This is a genomic window from Flavobacterium humidisoli (genome assembly GCF_023272795.1).
Taxonomy (GTDB): Bacteria; Bacteroidota; Bacteroidia; order Flavobacteriales; family Flavobacteriaceae; genus Flavobacterium; species Flavobacterium humidisoli.
The window spans coordinates 1,970,568-1,995,978 of record NZ_CP096829.1 but is presented as its reverse complement, the minus strand read 5'-3'; the positions used below and the strand labels follow the sequence as shown (position 1 = coordinate 1,995,978).

Genomic DNA, 25,411 nt, shown 5'->3' with positions numbered 1-25,411 from the left:
GAAAATAGTCGAAAGAAATGTAATTTAGCTGCAAAAAAAATTACATGCTTTTTTCATACAATCTAACCATTTACATCGCAGGATTTTTCTTAAAAATCATAGCACTATTTAGTCCGAAAATTAAGCTTTTTGTTGAAGGCCGAAAAAATGTATTTCCAATATTAGAAGAAAAAATTAAAGCAGACGACAAAACAATCTGGTTTCATTCTGCCTCACTTGGCGAATATGAACAAGGACTTCCTGTTATAGAAAAAATCAAAGAAAAATATCCCTCACATAAAATCATTGTAACCTTTTTTTCACCATCTGGATACGAAGTGCGTAAAAATAACACAGTTGCCGATGTGACCATTTATTTACCACTTGATACTAAAAGTAATGCGAAAAGATTTTTAAAACTGGTTCATCCCGAATTTGCTTTTTTTATCAAATACGAATTCTGGCTTAACTATTTAAATGAATTAAAAAAAAGCAAAACACCAACTTATCTTATTTCGGGAATTTTCAGAGACAATCAGACATTTTTTAAATGGTATGGCGGTTTTTACAGAAAAGCATTAAATACTTTTACTTATTTTTTTGTTCAAAATGAAAGTTCAAAACAAAAAATTGAAGGAATTGGATTCAATAACGTAATTGTTTCTGGCGACACCCGTTTTGATCGCGTAAATGCTATTTTAGAGAGAGACAATCGTCTTGATTTTGTTGAAAATTTCAAAAACAACCAACCAACAATTGTTGTTGGAAGCTCTTGGCCAAAAGACGAGATTTTAATTACTGAATATATCAATCAAGCACCCGAAAATACAAAATTCATAATTGCTCCACACAATATTAAACCAGATCAGATTTTAGATCTTCTTTCAAAAATCACAAAACCAACGATTCTATTCTCAGAAAAAGAAAACAAAGATTTATCCGATTACAGTGTTTTCATAATAGACACTATTGGAATTCTTACTAAGATTTATAGTTACGGCACTATTGCTTATGTAGGCGGCGGATTTGGAAATCCCGGAATACACAATATATTAGAGCCGGCTACTTTCGGAATTCCAATTGTAATTGGACCTAATTATTCGAATTTTGCAGAAGCAGTTGATTTAGTAAAAATCGGCGGCTGCATGCCAATATCAACAAGCGAAGAACTTAAATTGATTTTTGACCAATTATTGAATGACAAAAACGTTCTAGAAGAAAAAAGCAAAATCTGCAAATCGTTTATTCAGGACCACAAAGGAGCCACAGAAACCATTATGAAACTCATCTAATAGCTTTTTGATTTGATAAAGATGTTAAATTTGAAGAAAAAAGCCAAAACGATTCTACTGTAATAGTCTTAAAAAACAAAATAAACCGTAAATCAAAGAAACTAAATAACTGATTTTCATAAAGATTATTCAATAAAAAATTATTTAGACGACAAATTAGATAATTTAAGAAAAATTTATAATTTTGGCATATTCTTTGATAAATAAGATAAACGTGAGTAAGGAAAATATTTTAAAAAAAAAGTGAAAAAATATTTTACATATTAAAAAATTTATATCTTTGCCACGAATTAATAATTAACCTTTTATAATAAAGTAAGATGAAAAAAGTATTTTTAAGTTTAGCTGTTGTTGCTGTATTAACTGTTGTATCTTGTAAAAAAGCTGACGCTGCTGCTGAAGCTCCTGCTGTAGATTCTACTGCTGTTGCTGTTGATTCAGCTGCTGCTGTTGTTGATTCTGCTGCTGCAACTGTTGATTCTGCTGCTGCTAAAGTTGATTCTGCTGCTGCTAAAGTAGAAGAAGTAAAAAAATAATTAGAACCTAAGTTCTAACGATTTTAAAACCATCTCTATAGATGGTTTTTTTTTGCGATCAACTTTTTTTTTCGCAAATCCCACAAACAAAAAAAGCGTTCGCAATTGCGAACGCTTTTTTCTTATTCAGCCACCTCCTCTACCTCTTCGTCTTCAGATTCCTCATCATCAAAAATTGACTCACTTGAAGAAAAATCCAAAATCTCCGACCTAGAAGAATAGGTCACAATTTCTTTCACCCCTTTCTGCAAAAGCAATTCTGTACTATATTTTCGACTTGTAGCAAAATGGACATCGCCAAGCATCAATTTAAAAAAATATTTCCCACCAGAACCTTTAAACTTCAAAAACTTGGCAAGCTCAATATTCGCTTTAAACTTCTCAATATCCTCTTCACACTCAAACCTCAACTCATAACTCAAACTCGTAAAAATCACTTTCCCCCTCCGAGAAGTAAACGTAAACTTATATTCATCATTAAATCGCTTGCTAATTACAAAAGCACCCATTTATAAATTTTAGATTTTAGATTATTGATTTTAGATTTTTTTCAAGATTCCGAGATTCTGAGATTCTGAGATTCTGAGATTCTGAGATTCTGAGATTCTGAGATTCTGAGATTCTGAGATTCTGAGATTCTGAGATTCTGAGATTCTGAGATTCTGAGATTCTGAGATTCTGAGATTCTAATAAATTTACTGCGTAAATTTATTACCCGCAAGTCTGCAAATAAAAAAAGCCTCTTCAAAAGAAGAGGCTTTAGTACTCAGAGCGGGACTTGAACCCGCACGAACATTGCTGTTCACTGGATTTTAAGTCCAGCGTGTCTACCAATTTCACCATCCGAGCATTGTATGGTCTTAGAGCGAAAAACGGGGCTCGAACCCGCGACCTCGACCTTGGCAAGGTCGCGCTCTACCAACTGAGCTATTTTCGCATTTTCAAATTCTATTTAAGAACTGCAACACTTGATTTGTTTCGTATTGCGAGTGCAAATTTAGGACATTTATTCAATTACACAAGCGTTTTTTCAAAAAAAAATCCACTTATTTTATAACATTCTGATAACCTAAACTTTAAAATTGAAAATTTTTAGATTTTATTTTTTAACCAACATTCTTTTGATCTCATTCAGCTTCATCAATGCTTCTACTGGCGTAATTGCATTAATATCGAGACTCAAAATTTCTTCTTTTATCTCTTCCAACAAAGGATCATCTAGATTAAAGAAACTCATCTGCATTTCATCATTAGCAGATTTTATTCCGTTTAAAGCATCGCTTGAATGATTCTTTTCTAATTTCTTTAAAAGCTTTTGTGCTTTCGAAATAACCAACTGAGGCATTCCAGCCATTTTTGCAACGTGAATTCCAAAACTATGTGCACTTCCTCCTTTTACCAGTTTTCTAACAAAAAGAACAGTATCTTTTAATTCTTTTACGGCCACATTAAAATTCTGGATTCTTGGCATTGATTCTGTCATTTCATTCAGCTCATGATAATGCGTTGCAAAAAGCGTTTTTGCTCTTCCTGGATGCTCGTGCAAAAATTCAGCAATTGCCCAAGCAATTGAGATTCCGTCGTATGTACTTGTTCCTCGTCCAATCTCATCTAACAACACTAAACTCCTGTCTGAAATATTATTCAAAATCGAAGCCGTTTCGTTCATTTCTACCATAAAAGTAGATTCTCCCATAGAGATATTATCTGAAGCTCCAACTCTAGTAAAAATCTTATCTACAATTCCCATTCTAACGCTATCAGCAGGGACAAAACTTCCCATTTGAGACAAAAGTACAATTAGAGCTGTTTGTCTCAAAATCGCCGACTTACCCGACATGTTTGGCCCGGTAATCATAATAATCTGCTGTGTTTCTCTATCCAAGAAAACATCATTGGCAATATACGGAGTTCCAACAGGCAATTGCTTTTCAATCACAGGATGTCTTCCGTTTTTGATATCCAATTCAAATGTATCATCGATTTCTGGACACACATATTGATTTTCGACAGCCATTTGCGTAAACGAACATAAACAATCTAGTTGCGCAATTAAATATGCATTCATTTGAACTGGCTTAATATACGTGCCAATCCACGCCACTAATTGTTCAAAAAGCTCGCTTTCTATTTTATAGATCTTTTCTTCTGCTCCTAAAATTTTGGTTTCGTATTCTTTTAATTCTTCGGTAATATAGCGCTCTGCATTTACCAAAGTCTGTTTACGAATCCATTCTTCTGGAACTTTATCTTTATGGGTATTTCTAACCTCAATATAATATCCAAAAACATTGTTAAAGGAAATCTTCAATGAAGAAATTCCAGTTCTTTCCGATTCTCTTTTTTCAATTCCTTCTAAAAATTCTTTTCCTGAAGTTGAAATCGCACGTAGCTCGTCTAGCTCTTCATTTATTCCTGCCGCTATCGCATTTCCTTTTGAGATTGCAACTGGCGCATCTTGATTTAAAGTCGTTTTAATTTTTTCACGAAGCAAATCACAAGCATGCAAACTATCGCCGATAACTTTCACAGCTTCTTGAGGACTTTCCAGTGCAAGAGTTTTAATCGGAATAATGGCATCTAAAGATTCCTTCAAATACACTATTTCACGAGGCGAAACTTTCCCTGTAGCTATTTTAGAAATCAAACGTTCTAAATCTGAAATCTGTTTAATCTGATATTGGATATTATGTAGAATTTCAGGATTTGATTTTAAATAAGCCACAACCTCATGTCGCCCTTTTATTTTATTAGCATCTTTTAAAGGAAGTGCCAGCCAGCGTTTCAACAAACGTCCCCCCATTGGAGAAAGTGTTTTATCTATAACGTCCAAAAGCGTAACTGCATTTGGATTATAACTATGATACAATTCTAAGTTTCGAATGGTAAATCGATCCATCCACACATAAGCATCTTCTGCAATACGCTGGATTGCCGTAATATGCTGCACACGATTATGCTGTGTCTCGGATAAATAATATAAAATTGCTCCAGAAGCAATAATTCCTTCTTTTAATTCTTCAACACCAAACCCTTTTAATGAATTCGTCTGAAAATGCTTTGTTAAGGTTTCTAAAGCATAGTCTTCTTTATAAATCCAATCTTCTAGGTAGAAACTATGAAAATCTTCTCCAAAAGCAGTTTTAAAATCATTCTTATTATTCTTTGGAACCAAAACCTCGCTTGGGTTAAAGTTCTGCAACAATTTATCAATATATTCTGCATTTCCTTGAGCCGTTAGAAACTCTCCTGTCGAAACATCTAAAAATGAAATTCCGATATTTTTATTAGCAAAATAAACAGATGCTAAGAAGTTATTTGATTTTGAATGCAAAACCTCGTCATTCAAAGAAACTCCAGGAGTTACAAGTTCAGTCACTCCTCTTTTTACAATTGTTTTGGTCATTTTTGGATCTTCCAGCTGATCACAGATCGCAACACGAAGTCCGGCTTTAACCAATTTTGGCAAATAAGTATTTACAGAATGATGCGGAAACCCAGCAAGTGCCGTTTCTGTATCAGATCCTGCACCTCTTTTTGTTAATGTTATTCCTAAAATCTTAGAAGCTCTAATGGCGTCTTCTCCAAAGGTTTCATAAAAATCTCCTACTCTGAAAAGCAGACATGCATCAGGATATTTAGCCTTGATTTCGTTGTACTGTTTCATTAAAGGTGTTTCCTTCACCACTTTCTCTTTAGCTGCCAAATTGTAATGTTTTTAAATGAAAAATTAAGACAGCGAATTTATGCTTTTTTAGCCGCATATGAAAAGCTTCAAAAATTAAAATATTTTAAGAATTTTTTAGGTTGTAGTATAAGATTTTTATATAGCTTTGTTTATCATTAAAAAAGACCCTTAAAGATGAAAAAAATAATCTTATTCGCTATGTTAGCTGTAGCTGGTATTACAGCTACGAATGCACAAACAACTAAAAAAGCTAAAGCGGCTAAAGTTGCTAAAGTTGAAGGAGCAGGAATGCTTTTTGAAACAGAAACTATTGATTACGGAACTATCGCTCACAATGCTGATGGAAAACGTGAATTCGTTTTTGTTAACAACGGAACTAAGCCACTAATCATTACTAACACTACAGGATCTTGCGGATGTACTATTCCAACTACTCCAAAAGAACCAATCGCTCCAGGAGCTAAAGGTGTTATTGGTGTAAAATATGCTACTGATAGAGTTGGTGCTTTTACAAAAACTGTAACCGTAACTTCTAACGCAGAAGGACAACCTACAAAAATCCTTACTATTAAAGGTACTGTTTTACCAGATCCAGTAAAAAGCTAATCTGAAAAACATTTAAAATAATCAAAAAGCTTCCTTATCTTTGGAAGCTTTTTTTATGACTACAATTCAAAAACAATGAGAAAACTCGAAAACAGCGAACTAGACCGTAAATCTATTGAAGATTTTAAAAAATCGGAGAAAACACCTTTAATATTAGTTTTAGACGATATTAGAAGTCTGCACAATATTGGCTCCGTATTTAGAACTGCTGATGCGTTTTTGATTGAAAAAATAATCTTATGCGGAATCACCGCAACTCCTCCAAATAAGGAAATCCATAAAACTGCTCTTGGCGCAACCGAAACCGTTGCATGGGAGCATCATGAAAATGTTCTGGAAGTTATCGAAAACTTAAAGAAAGAAAATATTCTTACAATGGCAATTGAACAGGTTGAAAGCTCTATTTTTCTTCAGGATTTTAAAATCAAAGAAGACCAGAAATACGCTTTAGTTTTTGGAAATGAAGTTTATGGCGTTTCGCAAGAAGCTGTTGCAATCTGTGATGGCTGTATTGAAATTCCGCAACTAGGAACTAAACACTCTCTAAACATTTCTGTAAGCGCGGGGATTGTAGTTTGGGATTTATTCCAAAAAATAAATTGGCGACAATAAAATCAATCAGATTTTTTATTAAAAACATGTGATTTTACAATTTTTAAGCCTAAAAATGTTAGAAATGTAAATATATTTTTTTATTATTATAAAAGTAATACTTTTATAAAATGAAAAAGAATTACCCCTTAAAAACATCTTTCATATTCATTTTACTGCTATCCAGCTTTATTGGATATGCACAACAATATACCTTAATTCCTGATCCTAACTTCGAACAAGCTTTAATCGATTTAAGTATTGATAGTGGCACTATTGATGGTCAAGTTCTGACTGCAAATATTATTAATCTGAAGACATTAGTGCTACAAGGAAAAAATATTTCAGATCTAACCGGAATAGAAAACTTTACAAATCTGGAATATTTAGACTTAGGTGCAATTAATAATGATCCTAATAGAAGTAACAAAATCAGTAATTTAAACATTACTAAAAATACAATGCTTAGATTTCTGAGTTGTAGCTTAAATAATCTGATAAATCTTGATTTATCAAAAAATACTAATCTTTCTGAATTATATTTAGATGGAAACAAATTTATCAGCATAGATATTTCTAACAATAGGCTCTTAAGAATTCTACAGTGCAACATGAACAACCTCATGTATCTAGATGTAACCAAAAATACAGCCTTACAATATTTAACTTTCGACGATAACAAATTAACGAATATAGACGTTTCAAACAATACAGAATTAATCAATTTAAGTTGCAATAAAAACCAACTCACTAGTCTTGACATTACTAAAAACATAAAGCTAGTAGTCTTATTTTGCGGATTTAATAAATTAACTGATCTAGATGTCAGTCAAAATACAATTATTCAGCACATCATGTGCGATTTTAATCAACTTACCAGTTTAAATATCAGTAATAACCCGGTATTAAATTTTTTAAACTTAAACAGCAATAGAATAAGCATTTTAGACATTTCGAAAAACCCTCAATTATCTGTTATAGGTGCCTCTAGTAACAATATAACCAGCATCGATGTAACGAAACATATAAGTTTAAACGATTTAAATATAAGCAGCAATCCTATATCAAATCTAGATGTTACAAACAATGGCGAATTAGAAAGATTACATTTTAGCTCGACAAAGGTCCCCTTTATTGATACTTCTAAAAACCCCAAACTAACACAGTTACATTGTTCTAACACATTATTAACTTCTTTAGATGTTTCTAAAAATCCTGAGTTAACCAGCTTTGTCTGCAATAGTAATTTATTAACTTCTTTAAATTTAAAAAACGGAAACAATACTCTACTTAATAATTTAAGTTTTGTCTCCAACCCAAGCCTTAGCTGCATTCAAGTAGACAACGCAAATTATTCGAATGCCAATTGGTCTGCTTACAAAGACAATTCGGCTACTTATTCTAACAATTGCAGTAAATTTTCAGCTGTGGCGTCTCCGGTAATTAAAGCTACTGGCGATCAATTATACTGCCCTCAAGAAACTAAAAAAATTGTAACAGACATAACCATAACAAACGATCCTTCTGAAACTGGAACCGAAGCCATTTATATTCAAATTTCTTCTGGATATTCTAGCGGTCTTGACAAGCTTGTACTTTTAAATCCTACAGCACATTCCAACATTACCACAAGTTGGGATGCTGCGGCAGGAAAACTAACATTATCTAGTTCGACTGCTGGAACTGATGTTTTATATTCCGATTTTGTTGCTGCTATTAAAGATGTTGCCTTTACAAATTCTTCTGCAACAGCTTCTGGAATAAGAACATTTTCGATAACAATGGGGAAAGCAAATTATTTACCGTCTACACAGCATTATTATGAATATGTTCCAAGTATAGGAATAACTTGGACAGCGGCAAGAGATGCAGCAGTGGCTCGTACTTATTATGGTCTTCAAGGTTATTTAGCCACTATATTATCTGCTGATGAAGCAAAACTAATTGGCGAGCAAGCTTCTGGAACGGGATGGATTGGAGGAAGCGACGCTGAAACAGAAGGCGTCTGGAAATGGGTTACTGGTCCTGAAACAGGAACTATTTTTTGGAATGGAAACGCAAATGGTTCAACGCCAAATTATGCTTTTTGGAACACAGGCGAACCCAACCAGCAAGGCGATGAAGACTATGCACACATTACACAGCCTGGTGTAGGAATACGAGGCTCTTGGAACGACTTATCAAATGCAGGAGATACCTCTGGGGATTATCAGCCAAAAGGATATGTGGTAGAATATGGCGGAATGCCAGGAGAAACTCCTTTACAGATTGCAACCAGTACCAAAATCACCATTCCTGTGGCAACACCGGCCAGTAATCTGAGTCCTCCCGTTTGCGATTCAGGAAGTTTTACTCTTACCGCAACCGCCAATGCTGGCACGATTAAATGGTACGATGCCGCTACAGGAGGAAATTTATTAGGCACAGGAAACACCTACACTACTCCATCAATAAGTACAACTACCACTTATTACGTTGATGCAGGCTGCGAATTAAACCGAAAATCGATAATTGCAACTGTAAATACAACTCCTGCAACTCCTATTGCAGAACAAGACATTTATACTAATTGCGGACCAGGAGTTTTAACCATTAAGGCAACTTCAAATGTTGGCTCTATAAATTGGTACACTTCAGCAACTGGAGGAACAAGTATTTATGCGGGAACCACTTTTACAACTCCTACAATTTCGTCAAATACAACTTATTATGCCGAAGCATCAAATAGTGGATGCATCAACCCAACAAGAACTCCAATAAATATCGAGATTTACACACCACCAGCAGTTACTGATGAAACTTTGCCATTATGCGAATTTAAGACCATAACATTAGATGCTGGAATTTCTGGAATGAGTTATTTATGGTCAAATGGAGCTACAACTCAAACTACTACTGTTAGTACTGGCGGAACATACACGGTAGCCGTTACAAGTCCATCTCCCGAAAATTGTACGAGTACAAAAACAATTATGGTCGAAGAGCATAAAATTCCTCAAATTGCAAGAGTTGATGTTGAAGGAACTAGAGCTATTATCTATCCTGTAAAAGCAGAAGATTATTATGAATATTCTGTAGACGGAGTCAATTTTCAAGATTCCACTATTTTCTACGATGTTCCTGGCGGATTACAAACTGCATATGCACGAGAAAAAAGTGGTTGCGGACAAAATACCAAACCATTTGTAGTGCTTGTTTTTCCTCCATTTTTTACACCAAACAACGATACTTACAATGATGTGTGGGAAGTCACTGGAATGGAAAATTATCCTCAGGCAGTTGTTACAATTTTTGATCGCTACGGAAAATTAATAGCACAATTAAGCCGCTTCAAAATGACGTGGGACGGTACTTTAAATCAGGTTCCGCTTCCTGCTTCAGATTATTGGTATGCTTTAAAAGTAGATGATTCAATGCCGATCTTAAGAGGCCATTTTACTTTGAAAAGATAGTTTAGAATTTGGTAATGTGTCAATTTGATAATTTAGATAATTAAAAAAAGACATCTCTACAAAATTATCTAATTGACTCATTATCTCATTATCTCAATATCTCAATTAATTAAGCTTCTTCTTAATTTCATTCAATATATAAAGATAATCTTCGTGTTTTTTTACAAAATCTCGGTCCGAAACATCAATGATTAAAACATTCAAATCGGTTTGAGATTTTATGTATTCCAAATAGCCATTATTGATTTTATCTAAATAGGACGCTTCAATATTTTGCTCATAAATACGTCCGCGTTTTTTTATGTTTTGAAGCAGTCGTTCTGTATTTTGATACAAATAAACATACAAATCTGGTTTTGGCATTTCTTTATAAATAATATCAAACAGATTTCTATACAAACGATATTCATCTTCGGCAAGCGTTATTTTTGCAAAAATCAAAGATTTAAAAATATGATAATCGGCAACTATAAAATCTTTAAACAAATCAAATTGCGCCAAATCATCGGCCAATTGCTGATAACGGTCCGCTAAAAAAGACATTTCCAAAGGAAACGCATATCTATTTTGATCTTTATAAAATTTGGGCAAAAACGGATTATCTGCAAATCGTTCTAAAACAGTTTTTCCGTTAAAATCTTCGGCAATTTTATGCACCAAAGTAGTTTTTCCCGCACCGATATTCCCTTCAAAAGCAACATAATTAAACTGATTTAAAGGAATTTTTGCAATCGGACTTTTCAGATTCTGCACAACTGTACAAACACTATTGTCTGGAGTTAGGGCAATCAATTCGGGAATTGTTTTTTGTAAAATCGGATGTTTCCAGCTTAATTTTAAATCTTGCATCGGAAGCAAAACAAAATTCCTATTTTGCATTAGCGGATGCGGGACTTGAAGTTTTTCTGTATCGATTATTTCGTTATCAAAAGCAATCAAATCAACATCAATAATTCTAGATTGATACCCTTCTTGATTCAAACGGATTCTTCCTAGTTCCTTTTCGACTTTTAAAATTTGATTTAATACTTTTTGCGCAGATGAATTGGTATGCAAAAGAAGTGCACAATTATAAAAAGCATCACTTTCAAACCCCCACGCAGGAGTTTCGTAAAGTTTTGAAACCTCAATAACAGTCCCCACATTTTGATGTATCAAATCAATACAATTTTGAATGTTTTCTAGTCTGCTGCCTTGGTTGCTGCCTATCGATAAAACGACTTGATGCTGTAATTTCATAATTAATGCAAATTAACTAAAACTATTTTAGAATTAACCAATATATTTGTGAAACGACGTCTCAAATCCAATCCGAAATTTAGATGTCTAGTTTGTAACATTTTGCCCTTTTTTGCTACTTATTAAAAAAATATACATATGAAGTTTTTAGGAAATGTAATTGCCACAGTTATTGGTATTTTTGTTTTTATTATGCTCTTCTTTTTTGGAGTAATCTTTATCGGAGTTGTTTTTGGCGGTGACGACAGTGTTTCCGTTAAATCTAATTCGGTTATTGAATTAAATTTAAAAGAAATTAAAAACGATTACGCAGGAAAATATAAAGATCCATGGGTAACTCGTTTTTCTGAACAAAAAGGCATTGGTTTAACCGATGTAATTAACGCAATTGAGGCTGCAAAAACAGATGATAACATCAAAGGAATTTCGATCTTAAATGATGAATCGTCTCTTGGTCTTGCACAATATAAAGATTTAAGAAATGCTTTAGAAAGCTTCAAAAAATCAGGGAAATATATTTGGGCTTATGCCAATACGTATTCGCAAAAAGAATATTACTTAAACTCTGTTGCCAATACCATTTATCTCAATCCAGCTGGAGATTTAGATTTTAAAGGGCTTTCTTCTGAAGTTATGTTTTTCAAAGATTTTCAAGATAAATCTGGAATTCATATGGAGGTAATACGTCACGGAAAATACAAAAGTGCTGTTGAACCTTTCTTAGACAATAAAATGAGCGATGCCAATAGAGAGCAGATTACTGCACTTCTAAACTCTATTTGGGCTATCGTTTCGGCAGATATTTCAAAAAGCAGAAATATTCCCTTACCAAAATTAAACGAAATTGCAAATGGTCTTTTGGCTCGAACTCCAGAAATGGCAAAACAGCAACATTTAGTAGATATTGTTGCTTACGAAGATGTTTATCACGATGCCATTAGAAAAGTTCTAAAAGTAGACAAAGATGAAGATTACAACAAAATTTCAATTTCAGATTATACTCAAAATCATGTAACAACAGCTTTAGCTGATGCTTCAAGCGATCAGATTGCTATTATTTACGCTCAAGGCGAAATTGGAAGCGGTGAAGGAGATGTAAATACAATTGGAGAAGGTTCTATGCGCCGCTCTTTGCAGGAAGCTAGAAAAAATGATGATGTTAAAGCAATTGTCCTTAGAATTGATAGTCCAGGCGGAAGTGCACTAACTTCTGATTTAATCTGGAGGGAAATTGAAATTACTAAAAAAGTTAAACCAGTTGTGGTTTCTATGGGTAATTATGCAGCTTCTGGCGGTTATTATATTGCCTGCAACGCCAATAAAATTTTTGCTGAAAACAATACCATTACAGGATCTATTGGAGTTTTCGGAATGCTGCCAAATTTTAGTCCATTGGCAAACAAATTAGGAATAAATTCTGAACAAGTTAAAACGCACGAAAACTCAGCAAACTACAGTCCCTTTGTGCCTGTTGATGAAAAATTTAAAGCTTTCACTTTAGAAGGAGTTGAAAAAGTATACAACACTTTTGTAACTCATGTTGCGGAAGGCCGAAAAATGACTTTTGCACAAGTCGATTCAATTGCGCAAGGTCGAGTTTGGTCAGGAACTGAAGCTCTAAAAATTGGTTTGGTGGATAAAATTGGCGGATTAAATGATGCGATCGCTGAAGCAGCTAAAATTGCTAAAGTAAAAAAATACAGCACTCAGAATTATCCTGAATACGAAAAAACACTTAACGATTTACTATCAAATCTTCCTTTTGCAAAATCGAAAGAAGCTTTCATAAAAGAAGAAATCGGCGAAGAAAACTATCTTCTTATCGAACAGGTTAAGAAATTTCAAAAACAAAAAGGAGTGCAAGCAATATTGCCCTACGGAATCAATATTTATTAATTGAATTAAAGATGAATAAAGCAATTCTTTTTTTAACGGTTTTGTTTTGGAGTTTCATAAATGCTCAAGACAAAAAAGAAATCTCCTTTAAGGAAACACCAGCTATCTTAAAGATTAACAACGATCAGATTTTTGGTACGCTGACAACTCCAGATTTGACTAAAAAATTTCCAGTTGCTTTAATCATTGCAGGCTCTGGCCCAACAGATAGAAATGGAAATAACCCCATGATGAAAAACAATTCGCTGAAAATGCTGGCAGAAGCTTTGGCTAAAAACGGAATTGCATCTTTGCGATATGATAAAAGAGCAATAGGAGAAAGTAAAGCTGCAGGAGGATCGGAAGGCAGTCTGGTTTTTGAAAATTACATTCAAGATGCCAAAAGCTGGATTAATTACTTGAAACAAGACAAGCGTTTTTCTAAAATAATCATAATTGGTCATAGTGAAGGCTCTTTAATTGGAATGGTCGCCAGTGGAAAAGCAGACAAATTCATTTCGATTGCCGGAGCAGGCGAACCAGCAGATCAAATTCTAAAAACACAGATTGGGGCAAAATCAATGAAACAGCTAAACGATATGACTTTTCCGATTATCGATAGTTTAAAAAACGGATTTGAGGTAAAAAAAATTGATCCAATGCTGAATTCTCTTTTCAGGCCAAGCATTCAACCTTATTTGATTTCTTGGTTTAAATACAATCCGCAGACCGAAATACAAAAACTTACTATTCCTGTTTTGATCGTACAAGGAAATAATGATATTCAAATTGCAGTAAAAGATGCAGAGAATTTAAAACAAGCCAACAAAAATGCAGATTTGCAGATTATTGATAAAATGAATCATATCATGAAAATTGTTGATGGCAATCAGGAAGCTAATTTAGCGACCTACAACAATGAAACACTTCCTATTTCTGAAGTCTTGGTTGAGAAAATCGTTTCATTTATTCAGAAATAATAAAATAAATTCACTTAAAAATCCGTTTTGAAAGTATTCTTAACGGATTTTTTTATTCAACAATTTTAATAAAATTCTTACATTTTTAAGAAAACTTTATCTGCAACCTGTAGTAAAAAAAACTATTTTTGCAGGAATCGATTTTAAAAAGTTAACCCTCAAATCTATTAATATATGCTAAAAAAAGTTTTAAAAATAAGTGCCATAGTCATTGTGGTATTTGTTGCTGCCTTATTTGCCATTCCGTTTTTGTTTAAAGATCAAATCAAGGCTAAAATCGTTGAAGCTATCAACGAAAGTGTTGATGCTAAAGTAAGTTTTACAGATGCCAATTTAAGTTTATTCAAAAATTTTCCAAACGCAACGGTTGGAATCGAGAAATTAGTTATCATCAACAAAGCTCCTTTTGAAGGCGATACATTGGTTTCTTTAGGAGAATTGAATTTAAAAATGAGCGTTAAAGAACTTTTCAAAGGAAAAGATGAGCCTTTAAGCATTCAGGGAATCAGTTCTACAAACGGATTAATAAACATTATTTTCAATAAAGATGGTGTAGGAAACTTCGATATTGCCTTAAAAGACAAAAAAGAAGATAAAAAAGACGAAGCAAGCAAACCACTTGCACTTAAAATTCAGAACTATAAAATTGAGAATTTTACTTTTAGATACATCGATCAAGGTTCTAAAATTAAAATGGTAATTGACAGTTTAAACCATGAAGGAACTGGAGATTTTACCAATTCAAAATTAGATTTGACAACAAAATCTACTGCAAAAGTTTCATTGAACATGGATAAAGTGAATTACATGAAAAATGTAAAACTGACTTTAGACGCAGTTCTTGGAATTGACTTAGAGAAGAGCAAATATACTTTTAAAGAAAATAAAGCTTTAATCAATCAGCTGCCTTTAGAATTTGACGGATTTATCCAAATGGCTGAAAAAGCTCAGATTTACGATTTGAAATTCAAAACTCCTACTTCATCGTTTACTAACTTCTTAGGTTTGATTCCTTCGGCGTACGCGTCTAGTTTAGAAGGTGTAAAAACGACTGGAGATTTTACGGTAAATGGTTTTGCAAAGGGTGAATTGACAGATACGACAGTTCCTAAATTTAATATCGAAATTGCATCAAACAACTCTTCTTTCCAATATCCAAACCTACCAAAATCAGTTCAGAATATTGTAATTGATACGAAAATCATTAACGAAACCGGAATCTTAAATGATACTTACGTTAATTTAGATAAGTTATCTTTCAGAATTGACCAGGATGTTTTTAACGCTAAAGCGAATATCAAAAACATCACTGTAAATCCAATTGTTGATGCGGCTTTAAAAGGAACAATAAACTTAGCTAATCTTTCAAAAGCCTATCCAATTAAAATGGATAAGCCCTTGGCAGGTATTTTAAAAGCTGATGTAACAACCAATTTTGATATGGCTTCTGTAGAAAAAAGCCAATACCAAAACATAAAAAATGCTGGTACAATGAGTTTGTCAGGATTTAAATATACTGATGAAAACAATAAAGCAATGAACATCAGTACAGCATTGGTCGAATTTAATCCAAGCAAAATCAATTTAAAACAATTTGATGCTACAACTGGAAAAAGTGACATTAGCATTAACGGAGTTTTAGAAAACTTCTATGGTTTTATGTTTAAAAAACAAGAACTAAGAGGAAATTTCAACATGAGCTCAAAACAATTGGCTGTTGATGATTTTATGACTTCTGGCGAACCTGCAACTGCAAAAACAGAAGCGAAACCAGCTGAGGCAATGAAGATTCCTGCTTTCTTAAATTGCACATTGAATGCTAAAGCTACAACAGTTTTATACGATAATCTAAAACTTCAAGATGTGGCCGGAAGATTGATTATTAAAGATGAAAAAGCAACTCTTGAAAACTTTAAAACTAATATCTTCGGTGGATCAATTGGTCTTAACGGAGCGGTTTCTACAAAAGAAAAAGTACCTACATTTGATATGAATTTAGGATTCAATCAAGTTGATATTGCACAGACTTTTACACAGTTGGATATGATGAAAAAAATCGCTCCAATTGCGGGAATCATCAACGGAAAATTAAATTCGACTATCAAATTGAATGGTAATTTGGATGCAAAAGAATTGACTCCAGATCTTAAATCAATTTCAGGAGATTTATTAGGCCAATTATTATCGACTACAGTAAATGCTAAAAATTCAACTGTTTTAAATTCGCTTACTTCAAATGTTAAGTTTTTAGATTTGAACAAATTAAATCTAAATGATCTGAAAATGGCATTAACGTTTGACAACGGAAAAGTAAATGTAAAACCATTCGAAATTAAGTATCAAGATATAAAAGCTACAGTTGGCGGAACCCACGGTTTTGACCAAACCATGAATTACACGATTAAATTTGATGTTCCTGCTAAATATTTAGGAACTGAAGCTAATAATTTAATTGCAAAATTATCTCCTGCTGATGCTGCAAAATTAGATAACATTCCAATTAATGCTGCTTTGACTGGTAACTTTTCAAATCCTAAAATCAGTACTGATATGAAAGCCGCTGTAAGCAATTTGACTACACAATTGGTTAATCAGCAAAAAGAAAAGCTGACTCAAAAAGGAACTTCTGCACTTACTGATTTGATTAATAAAAACACAAAAGCAAAAGATACTACTCAGGCTGCAAAAACTGAAAAAGAGCAAAAAACTCAAGAAGTGACTAAAAAAGCTAGTGATTTATTGAATGGATTGTTTAAGAAGAAAAATCCATAAAAAAGACGCTAAGATACTGAGCTTCTCTAAAGCTTAAAAAACTTAGATTATCAGTATCTTAAAAACTTATCATTTAAAAAAAATCCTGTTCATTCGAACAGGATTTTTTGCTTTTATATTGCTCTTGAATAAAAATTTAATCTACCGTTATTCAAAATTGAATTTATTGTTTTTATATATTGTTTTTTCGTGTAGAGATTGACATCTATTCCAATACTGCAATTGTCATACGGTTCATATTTTTTCAAATTAGACACAGAAAACAATCCAATAGTTGGTGTATGTACCGAGCTTGATAAATGCATAATTCCGCTGTCGGCACCAATAAACAAATCTGCATTTGCAATAACAGATCCTATTTCTCGAATATCTTTACTGTAAAATGTTGGTGCTTTAAATCCAATTTGCGACACATTCTCTACAGGTAAAATCTCAATAATATTATAGTCTTTATACTCTGAAGTAAGTTGAGAATAAAATTTTTCCCACCATTCTTCCGAAAGGCATTTTGTTCCTGTTGCATACGTAAAAATACAAATCGTCTTTTTATCGTTATTCGTCAGCTGCCCTAATATCTTTCTGCCTTCTGCAATTTCAGAAGCCGATAATTTAAGTTCTAAAGGAGCAATTATTTTATTACTATTTGTTGGTAATCTCAGTTTTGAAAGATAATTGCGGAAATTATAGACAGGATATTTTGCAATATGTTCAAAATCAATTTTATGCCCTGTTTCTTCTTCATTCGAGTCTCCAAAAAACTTGTATTTGGCATTTGAAAACTGAACTGCTAATCGGCCAGAAGATGAATTCTGATCTACATTAATCGCTAAGTCATAAGGTGTTTTCTTTAATGAAATCCAAACTTTTGAATAGGCCAGCAAACTTTTAAATGGTTTTTTAGGCAGATGAATTATTTTGTCAACACTATCGTATTTTTCAAAAATAATTGGAGCCAAAGTTCCTTTTACAAATAAATCAATTTTACAGTTTGGAAACATTTCAGACACTTCCTGAACAAGAGGTGTAATTAACAAAAGGTTTCCTAATCTTCCATTTGGTCTACAGATCAGAACTTTTTTGATCTCACTCTTATCGACCAAGATAAAATCGTCCTGCATATTTGCCTTTCCAACATTCTTAGTCAGATTCCGCATTATGCTACGTCTGTGTACATTTATTTTGCTTAAAATACTCATTTATGGAATAATTTATTGATTATAAAATCTTAATTAAATTTTAGAAATAGTGGCAGTCTCAAATCTACCTTCTTTTATTATCTAAAAATAAATTCTTCCAATAAGCATTTGTTACAAAATTGTAACCAAATGTATCATCATTTACACCTTTTTGTGTTTTGGAATTGAGCTAAAATTACAATAAATTATCACAGAATTAACAAATTAATAGACGATTATGTAATAAACATCGACAACTCCTTAGAAAACCTAGACATTTATTGAAACGACATACCCTTCAGAACCGCGAATATTAAAAACTGTACCGTTCTCAAATAGCAAATATTGACCTTTAATTCCAGTTAATTTTCCACTGAAAGAAGGTGTTTTATCAAGGTTTAAACTGTTCACTTTTGCGGGGTAACTCAAAACGGGATACTGAAGTTCGTAAACATCATTTTTTTCAGCATAAAAATAATCTCTAACTTCTGTTGGAATTAAACTTTCAATTTTTGCTTTCTCTGCAATTAAATCAAAATTTTCAACAGAGTTTTGCAACATTTTTCTCCAATTGGTCTTGTCTGTATAATGATCTTTTAATGCGACTTCTGTTATTCCTGCCAAATATCGGTTTGGAACCTCAACAATTGCAATTGCTTGAGAAGCGCCTTGATCGATCCAACGAGTTGGAACTTGCGATTTACGAGTCACTCCTACTTTTATTTCGCAAGCCGAAGCCAAATACACAACGTGCGGCTGCAATTGCGCTTTTGATTCATATTCTAAATCTCTATCAGCAATTCCTAAATGCGCTGTGCTCAATTCTGGCCTCATAATCCAATCTCCTACTGCAGGGCTTGAATAAAAGCATTCATAGCAAAAACCTTGACGGTATATTTTTTTCTTTTTACCGCAATTTAAACATTGGCATCCCTCAAAATTGATTTCAATTTCTTTATCTAATAATTGGTTTACATTTAAGAAACTGTCTTCAAAAACCAAATAATATTGAATTGGACTTCCAAGTTCTGTTTGCATTTTTGTGAGTACACCTTGATATTGCATTCGTATTTTTTATTTATAAATTGCTGATTTAGAATTCTCAAAAGATTTAAAATTTTTTGTGTTAAAATTCGACTTATTAGGTAGAATCTTTACCTTAAATCGAATGGTTTATTACAAAAAAATATTATTTTTGATATGAAGACAAAGTTACTATTTGTCTATCGATATTCAAATTTTAAGTTTTTTGTTTTACACAAATTGTACGATTTAAAAGCTAAAATCAGTTAACTAAAAAACAAATTCATGCCTTTATCTATTATCAATTCGTTTGCATCTTGGGTCCTCAAACAAAGGATTCATCAAATAGAGCTTTTTTTAAAATACCCAAATGAAGTTCAGGAAGAATTATTGCACAACTTATTGACGGCATCTGAAAATACAGTTATTGGAAAACAATATGATTTCTCTAGTATTAACTCTTATCAAACCTTTGCAGAAAGAGTTCCAATTGCAACTTATGAAGAATTACAACCGCTAATCGAACGTACACGTTTAGGCGAGCAAAATGTTTTTTGGGAAACTCCAATTAAATGGTTTGCTAAATCTAGCGGAACTACAAATGCAAAAAGTAAATTTATTCCAGTAAGTAACGAAGCTCTAGAAGATTGCCACTACAAAGGCAGTAAAGATCTTTTATGCCTTTATTTGAATAATAATGAGGATTCTGAATTGTTTTTGGGAAAAAGCCTTCGTTTAGGAGGAAGTTCTCAGATTTACGAAAACAATAATACTTTCTTTGGTGATTTATCGGCAATTCTGATTGAAAATATGCCTATTTGGGCCGAGTTCAGCAGTACGCCAAGCAGCAAAACTTCATTGATGAGCGAATGGGAAACTAAAATCGCTGCCATTATCAATGAAACCAAAAACGAAAATGTAACCAGTTTTGCAGGAGTTCCATCTTGGATGCTGGTTTTAATGAATAAAGTTTTAGAAAACACGGGCAAGCAAAGTTTATTAGAACTTTGGCCAAATCTGGAAGTGTATTTTCACGGAGGTGTAAGTTTTTCTCCTTATAAAGAACAGTACAAGAAAATTTTACCAAGTAAAGATTTTAAATATTATGAAATCTACAACGCTTCGGAAGGCTTTTTTGCAATTCAGGATTTAAATAACTCAAGCGATTTATTGTTAATGTTAGATTATGGAATCTTCTATGAATTTATTCCGATGGACACTTTTGGAACTCCAAACCAAAAAGTAATTCGTCTAGCCGATGTTGAATTGAATAAAAACTACGCCATCGTAATTACTACAAACTCTGGCTTATGGCGTTATTTAATTGGTGACACGGTTCGTTTCACTTCTTTAAATCCGTACCGAATTAGAGTTACCGGAAGAACCAAACATCACATCAATGTTTTTGGTGAAGAATTAATGGTTGAGAATACAGATCAGGCAATTGCTAAAGCTTGCCTAGTTACGCAAACTGAAGTGATTGATTACACTGTTGCTCCTATTTTTATGCAGGACAAAGAAAAAGGCGCTCATGAATGGATGATTGAATTCAAGAAAAATCCTGCCGATGTAGGTCTTTTCCAAAAAGTTTTAGACGAAACGTTGCAGACTTTAAATTCAGATTACGAAGCAAAACGTTACAACAACATGACTTTAAATCCTTTGGTGATTAATGTTGCTCGTGAAAATCTTTTTTATGATTGGCTAAAAGAAAGAGACAAATTGGGCGGTCAGCATAAGATTCCGAGATTATCGAATCAGAGAGATTATTTGGAGCAATTGAAAGAAATGTGTTAATTTATATCTAGTCATTTGATAAGGAAAGTTTTATCTAACAGAGAAATTGATCTTAAAATTTTAATTAGTCTTTTTTTAATTCTTATTTTCAGTTGCTGTTCTCACTCAAAGTTTGGAAGTGATGAGGCTGAACTTGAATTAAAAGATGCTCTTGAAAATCCACGCAAGGACAATTTTCTTGATAACAAAAAATTACTGATTAACGACGGCCAAACAGCTATCAAAATTGCAGAACCTATTCTTTTTGAGATTTATGGTGAAGATAAAATCAAACATCAAAAGCCTTACGAAGTACATCTAATTAATAATCATTATGTTATTAACGGAACTTTATTATTAGGAGAACAAGGCGGAACTTTTTTAATTATAATTGACGCAAGGAATGCTAAAGTATTGAAAATTAATCATTACAAATAACTATTTAATTTTCTTAAATAAAAATTATAAAAGATGAAAGACACAAAATTCAGCGATATGACTACCGAAGAACTGATTAAAAATCAGAAGACATTAAAAACTGTAAACACTATTTTTTGCGTTGTGCTTTTTATGTTATTCGTTCTTAATCTATTCATTGTTTTTATGAAAGGTTTTAGCGCTATGAATATTATTCCGATTGCTTTATTACCTATTCTTTTTTTGAATATTAAGAATTTAAAAGAAATTAAACGAGAATTAGAATCTCGTGAATAAATAATAATGACTAACCCAGAAAACAAACTAGTTTTAAATAACTTTTTCCATTCCTTATTTCCAATAGAAAAAGAAGTTGTAGAAAAAATTACTAAAAATTTTACTCCTTTTAAATTAGAAAAGAACTCAATCTTACTGGATAAGGAAACAGTAAGCACTAAAACATATTTTTTAGAAAAAGGATACATGGCATCTTTTATTCTAAATGAAGATAATGACGAAATCATTACAAATATCTTTACGGCGCCTTGTTTTGTAAACGACTTTCTTTCTTTTTTTAAAAAAGAGCCTACCAAAGAAACCTTTCAGACCATTACAGATTGTACTTTTTGGGAAACGGATTTAGAAACTGTTCAAGATAATTTTCATAGTATTTCTCAATTTAGAGAATTTAGCCGATTACTGTTTGTTATTAATTATCACAATCTTAACGACAGACTTATCGAAATGGTAAGTCAAAAAGCCGAAACTAGATATTTAAAGCTTTTAAAGCAAAGACCCGATATATTTAAAAATGTTCCTCTTAAAATTATAGCTTCTTATTTAGGAATTACAGACACTTCCTTAAGCCGTATTAGACGAGATACATCCCATCTCTAAATTCTTATCATTTGACAAGTATTATTAATCGTAGAAGAAATGATATTTGTAAAAAATAAAAAAATGGAAAGAAAACATATTGTCGTAGTAGGACTTGGCGGAGTTGGAGGTTATTTTGGCTTTAAAATAAACCAAACCAACGAAAGTAAAAAACAGCATCAAATTACATTTATTGCCAGGGAACAGACCTATGACGCTGTTAAAAAAAATGGATTAATTTTACTTTCAGACGAACACCCTAATTCGGTTACTAAACCTGAATTTATTTGTGATACTGTAAAAGAAGTATCTTCTCCCGATTTAATATTAGTTTGCACAAAGGAATATGATCTCGAAAATATTTGTATGCAGATGATTCAGGTTATAAGCCCGAAAACTATTATTCTGCCTATGATGAATGGTGCTGACATTTATGAAAGAATAAGAAAATTAATTCCTAACAATACTATTTTACCAAGTTGTATTTATGTGGCTTCTCATATAAAAGAAAAGGGAATAGTTGAACATAAAGGAAAACCTGGAAAAATATTCATTGGACGTGATCCCGAAAATTTCAATGAAAACATTGACTGGATAATTGATTTATTATCTGAAAGCAGAATAGATTTTGAATTGAAAGACAATTCTTTTACTGAAATCTGGACGAAATTTATTTTTATTGCCAGTTTTGGTTTGGTAACTTCTAAATACAATTCTTCAATTGGAGAAGTCTGTACAGTTCCTCTTCAAAGAAGTGAAGCTAAAGAAATCATGAAAGAGATTAAATTAATAGCTGATAAAAAAGGAATTCAGTTAAGTGATGATATTATTACGAAGACTTTTGAGAAAGCAGCAACTTTTCCACCGAAAACACCGACTTCACTGCAGCTTGACATAAACTCAAACAAAGCAAATAATGAGTTAGAATTATTTGCTAGCCCAATAATTAATTATGGAATCGAATTAAATATTGAGACTCCATCTACTGAAAAAATTTACAATGAACTAAAAGAAAAAATAAACTTAAATTCTTTTTAGCCATATAATTTCGTGATTGAAAACCGTAAATTCCACTAAACCAGCATGAGGGATAGAAGTGGAAATCCTTTTATGCCAGGGTTTGGCATAAAAGATTGCAACGGATAGCCCGACCCGAAGGGACATGCCCATATAAAAAACCTCAGCCTTTTATTTGAAGAGACTGAGGTTTGTTTTTTATTACGTTCAGTATGTCATAAATGACAAAAACTGTGCAAAATTGCCTTCTACATCATATCTATATATCGGTCGTGGTATCCTAACAAGTATAAAACTCCATCAAGACCTAAACTCGAGATTGAGGTTGAAGCGCTTTCTTTTACTTTTAGCTTGGCGTGGAAAGCGATTCCTAAGCCAGCTAAATTTAGCATTGGCAAATCGTTTGCTCCGTCACCAACTGCAATGGTCTGATTGATGTGAATTCCTTCTTTTTCGGCAATTGCTTTTAGATATTCGGCTTTTTTCTGACCATCAACAATATCTCCTAAATATTTACCTGTTAGTTTACCATCTTTTATCTCTAATCGATTGGCATGAACATAATCTATTCCTAGTTCTTTTTGAAGATATTCTCCAAAATAAGTAAATCCTCCAGATAGAATTGCAGTTTTGTAGCCGTAGTATTTTAAGGCTTTCATCAAACGATGTGCTCCTTGTGTAATTGGCAAATTAACCGCAACGTTTTGTAGAACTTCTTCGCTTAAACCCTCTAAAAGAGCCATACGCTTTTTAAAACTTTCGTTGAAATCAATTTCGCCGTTCATAGCCGATTCTGTTATGGCACGAACCTGATCTCCTACTCCATTCAGCTCTGCAAGCTCATCGATTACTTCGGTTTGAATTAAAGTCGAATCCATATCGAAACAAACCAAACGGCGGTTTCTTCTGTAAATATTATCTTCTTGGAAAGAAATATCAACGTTTAGTGTTCTAGAGATTTCCATAAAACTTGCCGTCATGATAATCTTGTTTACAATTTCACCTGTTACAGACAATTGAATACAAGAACGTGGATATTCTTCTTTTTCTACAATTGAAGTTCTCCCAGTTAATCGGATAATAGAATCGATATTTAAATTTTGATCTGACAATATTTGAGTTACGGCAGACAATTGTGAAGCCGCTAGTTTCTCACCCAGAATATTAATGATATAACGCTGTTTTGATTGTGATTTTACCCACGTTTCGTAATCTTCGATAGAAATCGGAATAAATTTTACTTTGATTTCCAATTCATAAGCTTTAAACAAAAGATCTTTTAAAACGGGTGCCGAAGAAGAACCTGCAGCAATTTCGAACAAAATACCTAGAGAAAGTGTATCATGAATATCGGCCTGACCTATATCTAAAATATTAGCGTCATATGCTGCCAATACGGCTGTTAAACCTGCTGTAACCCCAATTTTATCGTGTCCAGAAACTTTTAATAAAATTATTTCTTTATCTTCTGCTGCCATTTTTCTTTCTTGATTATGAAGCGACAAAAATCGGCAATCTCTCGTTGATAAAAAAGAATAATCCTTGTTTTTTTGAAAAGAAAAAGCACATATAAATGTGCTTTTTCGAGTAATTTAACAATTATCTTTTATTATTAAAATAACGTAACTTTTATGTTATTTCATTCCTTCATTTTTATCAAAACTCACCATCCAATTGATGCCAAATTTATCTTTAAACATTCCAAAATAAGATCCCCAGAAAGTGTCATTAATAGGCATTTCTACCTTTCCTCCAGCCGAAAGTCCGTTAAAGATTTTATCGGCATCTTCTCTGCTTTCTGCATTAACAGAAACAGAAAAGTTATCGCCAAAACCAACATCTCCGTATCTTGGATGCGTGTCGCTTCCCATTAAAATACTATTTCCAATTGGAAGAGATACGTGCATAATTCTATTCAAAGCTTCTTCAGAAAGCACTTCGCCTTCTTCTGCCGGAGCATCTTTAAATTTCCCGATATACGGAAAATCTCCACCAAAAACTGATTTGTAAAACAAAAATGCTTCTTCGCATGTTCCGTTAAACATTAAATATGGGTTTACTGCTGTTGCCATGATATTTTTTTTAAAATTATAAATTATCAATTCTCTATTTTCTAT

20 protein-coding genes and 2 tRNA genes are annotated in these 25,411 nt (G+C 32.8%); 13 read left to right on the top strand and 9 right to left on the bottom strand.

Features of this window, described 5'->3' with window-relative positions; genetic code table 11:
• Positions 1–44: 44 nt before the first annotated feature.
• Both M0M44_RS08920 and M0M44_RS08915 read left to right on the top strand, forming a co-directional pair.
• On the top strand, positions 45–1,271 hold the full coding sequence (locus tag M0M44_RS08920; protein ID WP_248729438.1) for a 3-deoxy-D-manno-octulosonic acid transferase: 1,227 nt from the start codon (positions 45–47) through the stop codon (positions 1,269–1,271).
• A gap of 320 nt (positions 1,272–1,591) precedes the next feature.
• Complete coding sequence (locus tag M0M44_RS08915) at positions 1,592–1,807, top strand: PG1828 family lipoprotein (protein WP_008467260.1); 216 nt, start codon at positions 1,592–1,594, stop codon at positions 1,805–1,807.
• A gap of 122 nt (positions 1,808–1,929) precedes the next feature.
• Here the strand turns inward: M0M44_RS08915 and M0M44_RS08910 are convergent, their stop codons facing one another.
• The 4 genes from M0M44_RS08910 to mutS form a co-directional block, all read right to left on the bottom strand.
• Entirely contained in the window at positions 1,930–2,316 is a 387-nt protein-coding gene (locus M0M44_RS08910) for a DUF1508 domain-containing protein (protein ID WP_248729437.1), read from the bottom strand.
• 254 nt (positions 2,317–2,570) lie between these two features.
• A tRNA-Leu gene (locus M0M44_RS08905) sits at positions 2,571–2,656 on the bottom strand.
• A 15-nt stretch (positions 2,657–2,671) separates the two neighbouring features.
• Positions 2,672–2,744: transfer RNA gene (locus M0M44_RS08900), tRNA-Gly, on the bottom strand.
• A 162-nt stretch (positions 2,745–2,906) separates the two neighbouring features.
• Positions 2,907–5,513 carry a DNA mismatch repair protein MutS gene (gene mutS, locus M0M44_RS08895; RefSeq protein ID WP_248729436.1) on the bottom strand — a complete coding sequence of 869 codons (2,607 nt, stop codon included), beginning with the start codon at positions 5,511–5,513 and terminating at the stop codon, positions 2,907–2,909.
• A 156-nt stretch (positions 5,514–5,669) separates the two neighbouring features.
• Here mutS and M0M44_RS08890 point away from each other — a divergent pair, with 156 nt between their 5' ends.
• From M0M44_RS08890 to M0M44_RS08880, 3 genes are all read left to right on the top strand, one after another.
• The gene (locus tag M0M44_RS08890; protein WP_248729435.1) at positions 5,670–6,101 is read left to right on the top strand and encodes a DUF1573 domain-containing protein; all 432 of its coding nucleotides are present in this window, start codon (positions 5,670–5,672) and stop codon (positions 6,099–6,101) included.
• A 75-nt stretch (positions 6,102–6,176) separates the two neighbouring features.
• On the top strand, positions 6,177–6,713 hold the full coding sequence (locus M0M44_RS08885) for an RNA methyltransferase (RefSeq protein ID WP_248729434.1): 537 nt from the start codon (positions 6,177–6,179) through the stop codon (positions 6,711–6,713).
• A gap of 110 nt (positions 6,714–6,823) precedes the next feature.
• Positions 6,824–10,144 (top strand): Ig-like domain-containing protein, encoded by a 3,321-nt coding sequence (locus M0M44_RS08880; RefSeq protein ID WP_248729433.1) that lies wholly within the window; start codon positions 6,824–6,826, stop codon positions 10,142–10,144.
• Between the two features lie 105 nt (positions 10,145–10,249).
• Here M0M44_RS08880 and folK read toward each other — a convergent pair whose 3' ends face one another.
• Entirely contained in the window at positions 10,250–11,383 is a 1,134-nt protein-coding gene (folK, locus tag M0M44_RS08875; protein ID WP_248729432.1) for a 2-amino-4-hydroxy-6-hydroxymethyldihydropteridine diphosphokinase, read from the bottom strand.
• A 138-nt stretch (positions 11,384–11,521) separates the two neighbouring features.
• Between folK and sppA the strand changes: the two genes are divergently transcribed.
• The 3 genes from sppA (at position 11,522) to M0M44_RS08860 (ending at position 17,010) form a co-directional block, all read left to right on the top strand.
• Positions 11,522–13,279 (top strand): signal peptide peptidase SppA, encoded by a 1,758-nt coding sequence (gene sppA / locus M0M44_RS08870; protein ID WP_248729431.1) that lies wholly within the window; start codon positions 11,522–11,524, stop codon positions 13,277–13,279.
• An 11-nt stretch (positions 13,280–13,290) separates the two neighbouring features.
• Positions 13,291–14,238 (top strand): alpha/beta hydrolase family protein, encoded by a 948-nt coding sequence (locus M0M44_RS08865; RefSeq protein ID WP_248729430.1) that lies wholly within the window; start codon positions 13,291–13,293, stop codon positions 14,236–14,238.
• A gap of 174 nt (positions 14,239–14,412) precedes the next feature.
• Positions 14,413–17,010, top strand: a complete 2,598-nt coding sequence (locus tag M0M44_RS08860; RefSeq protein ID WP_248729429.1) for an AsmA-like C-terminal region-containing protein — start codon at positions 14,413–14,415, stop codon at positions 17,008–17,010.
• Positions 17,011–17,123: 113 nt separating this feature from the next.
• Here the strand turns inward: M0M44_RS08860 and M0M44_RS08855 are convergent, their stop codons facing one another.
• Positions 17,124–18,206 (bottom strand): glycosyltransferase family 9 protein, encoded by a 1,083-nt coding sequence (locus tag M0M44_RS08855; protein WP_248729428.1) that lies wholly within the window; start codon positions 18,204–18,206, stop codon positions 17,124–17,126.
• Between the two features lie 249 nt (positions 18,207–18,455).
• Complete coding sequence (locus M0M44_RS08850) at positions 18,456–19,250, bottom strand: DUF2797 domain-containing protein (RefSeq protein WP_248729427.1); 795 nt, start codon at positions 19,248–19,250, stop codon at positions 18,456–18,458.
• Positions 19,251–19,493: 243 nt separating this feature from the next.
• On the opposite strand from M0M44_RS08850, the gene M0M44_RS08845 reads away from it, so the two are divergent.
• The 5 genes from M0M44_RS08845 to M0M44_RS08825 all read left to right on the top strand — a co-directional run bounded on the left by M0M44_RS08845 (position 19,494) and on the right by M0M44_RS08825 (position 23,315).
• Positions 19,494–21,005, top strand: coding sequence for a GH3 auxin-responsive promoter family protein (locus M0M44_RS08845; RefSeq protein WP_248729426.1), 1,512 nt, complete (start codon positions 19,494–19,496; stop codon positions 21,003–21,005).
• Positions 21,006–21,020: 15 nt separating this feature from the next.
• Positions 21,021–21,422 (top strand): NTF2 fold immunity protein, encoded by a 402-nt coding sequence (locus M0M44_RS08840; RefSeq protein WP_248729425.1) that lies wholly within the window; start codon positions 21,021–21,023, stop codon positions 21,420–21,422.
• Positions 21,423–21,455: 33 nt separating this feature from the next.
• Positions 21,456–21,698, top strand: coding sequence for a redox-active disulfide protein 2 (locus tag M0M44_RS08835; RefSeq protein ID WP_248729424.1), 243 nt, complete (start codon positions 21,456–21,458; stop codon positions 21,696–21,698).
• A 6-nt stretch (positions 21,699–21,704) separates the two neighbouring features.
• Positions 21,705–22,298: a Crp/Fnr family transcriptional regulator gene (locus tag M0M44_RS08830; protein WP_248729423.1), complete on the top strand. Its 594-nt coding sequence runs from the start codon at positions 21,705–21,707 to the stop codon at positions 22,296–22,298.
• Between the two features lie 63 nt (positions 22,299–22,361).
• Positions 22,362–23,315, top strand: coding sequence for a ketopantoate reductase family protein (locus M0M44_RS08825; protein ID WP_248729422.1), 954 nt, complete (start codon positions 22,362–22,364; stop codon positions 23,313–23,315).
• A gap of 227 nt (positions 23,316–23,542) precedes the next feature.
• Here M0M44_RS08825 and serB read toward each other — a convergent pair whose 3' ends face one another.
• Positions 23,543–24,772 (bottom strand): phosphoserine phosphatase SerB, encoded by a 1,230-nt coding sequence (gene serB / locus M0M44_RS08820; RefSeq protein ID WP_248729421.1) that lies wholly within the window; start codon positions 24,770–24,772, stop codon positions 23,543–23,545.
• Between the two features lie 156 nt (positions 24,773–24,928).
• Positions 24,929–25,366 (bottom strand): VOC family protein, encoded by a 438-nt coding sequence (locus tag M0M44_RS08815; protein WP_248729420.1) that lies wholly within the window; start codon positions 25,364–25,366, stop codon positions 24,929–24,931.
• Between the last annotated feature and the right edge of the window lie 45 nt (positions 25,367–25,411).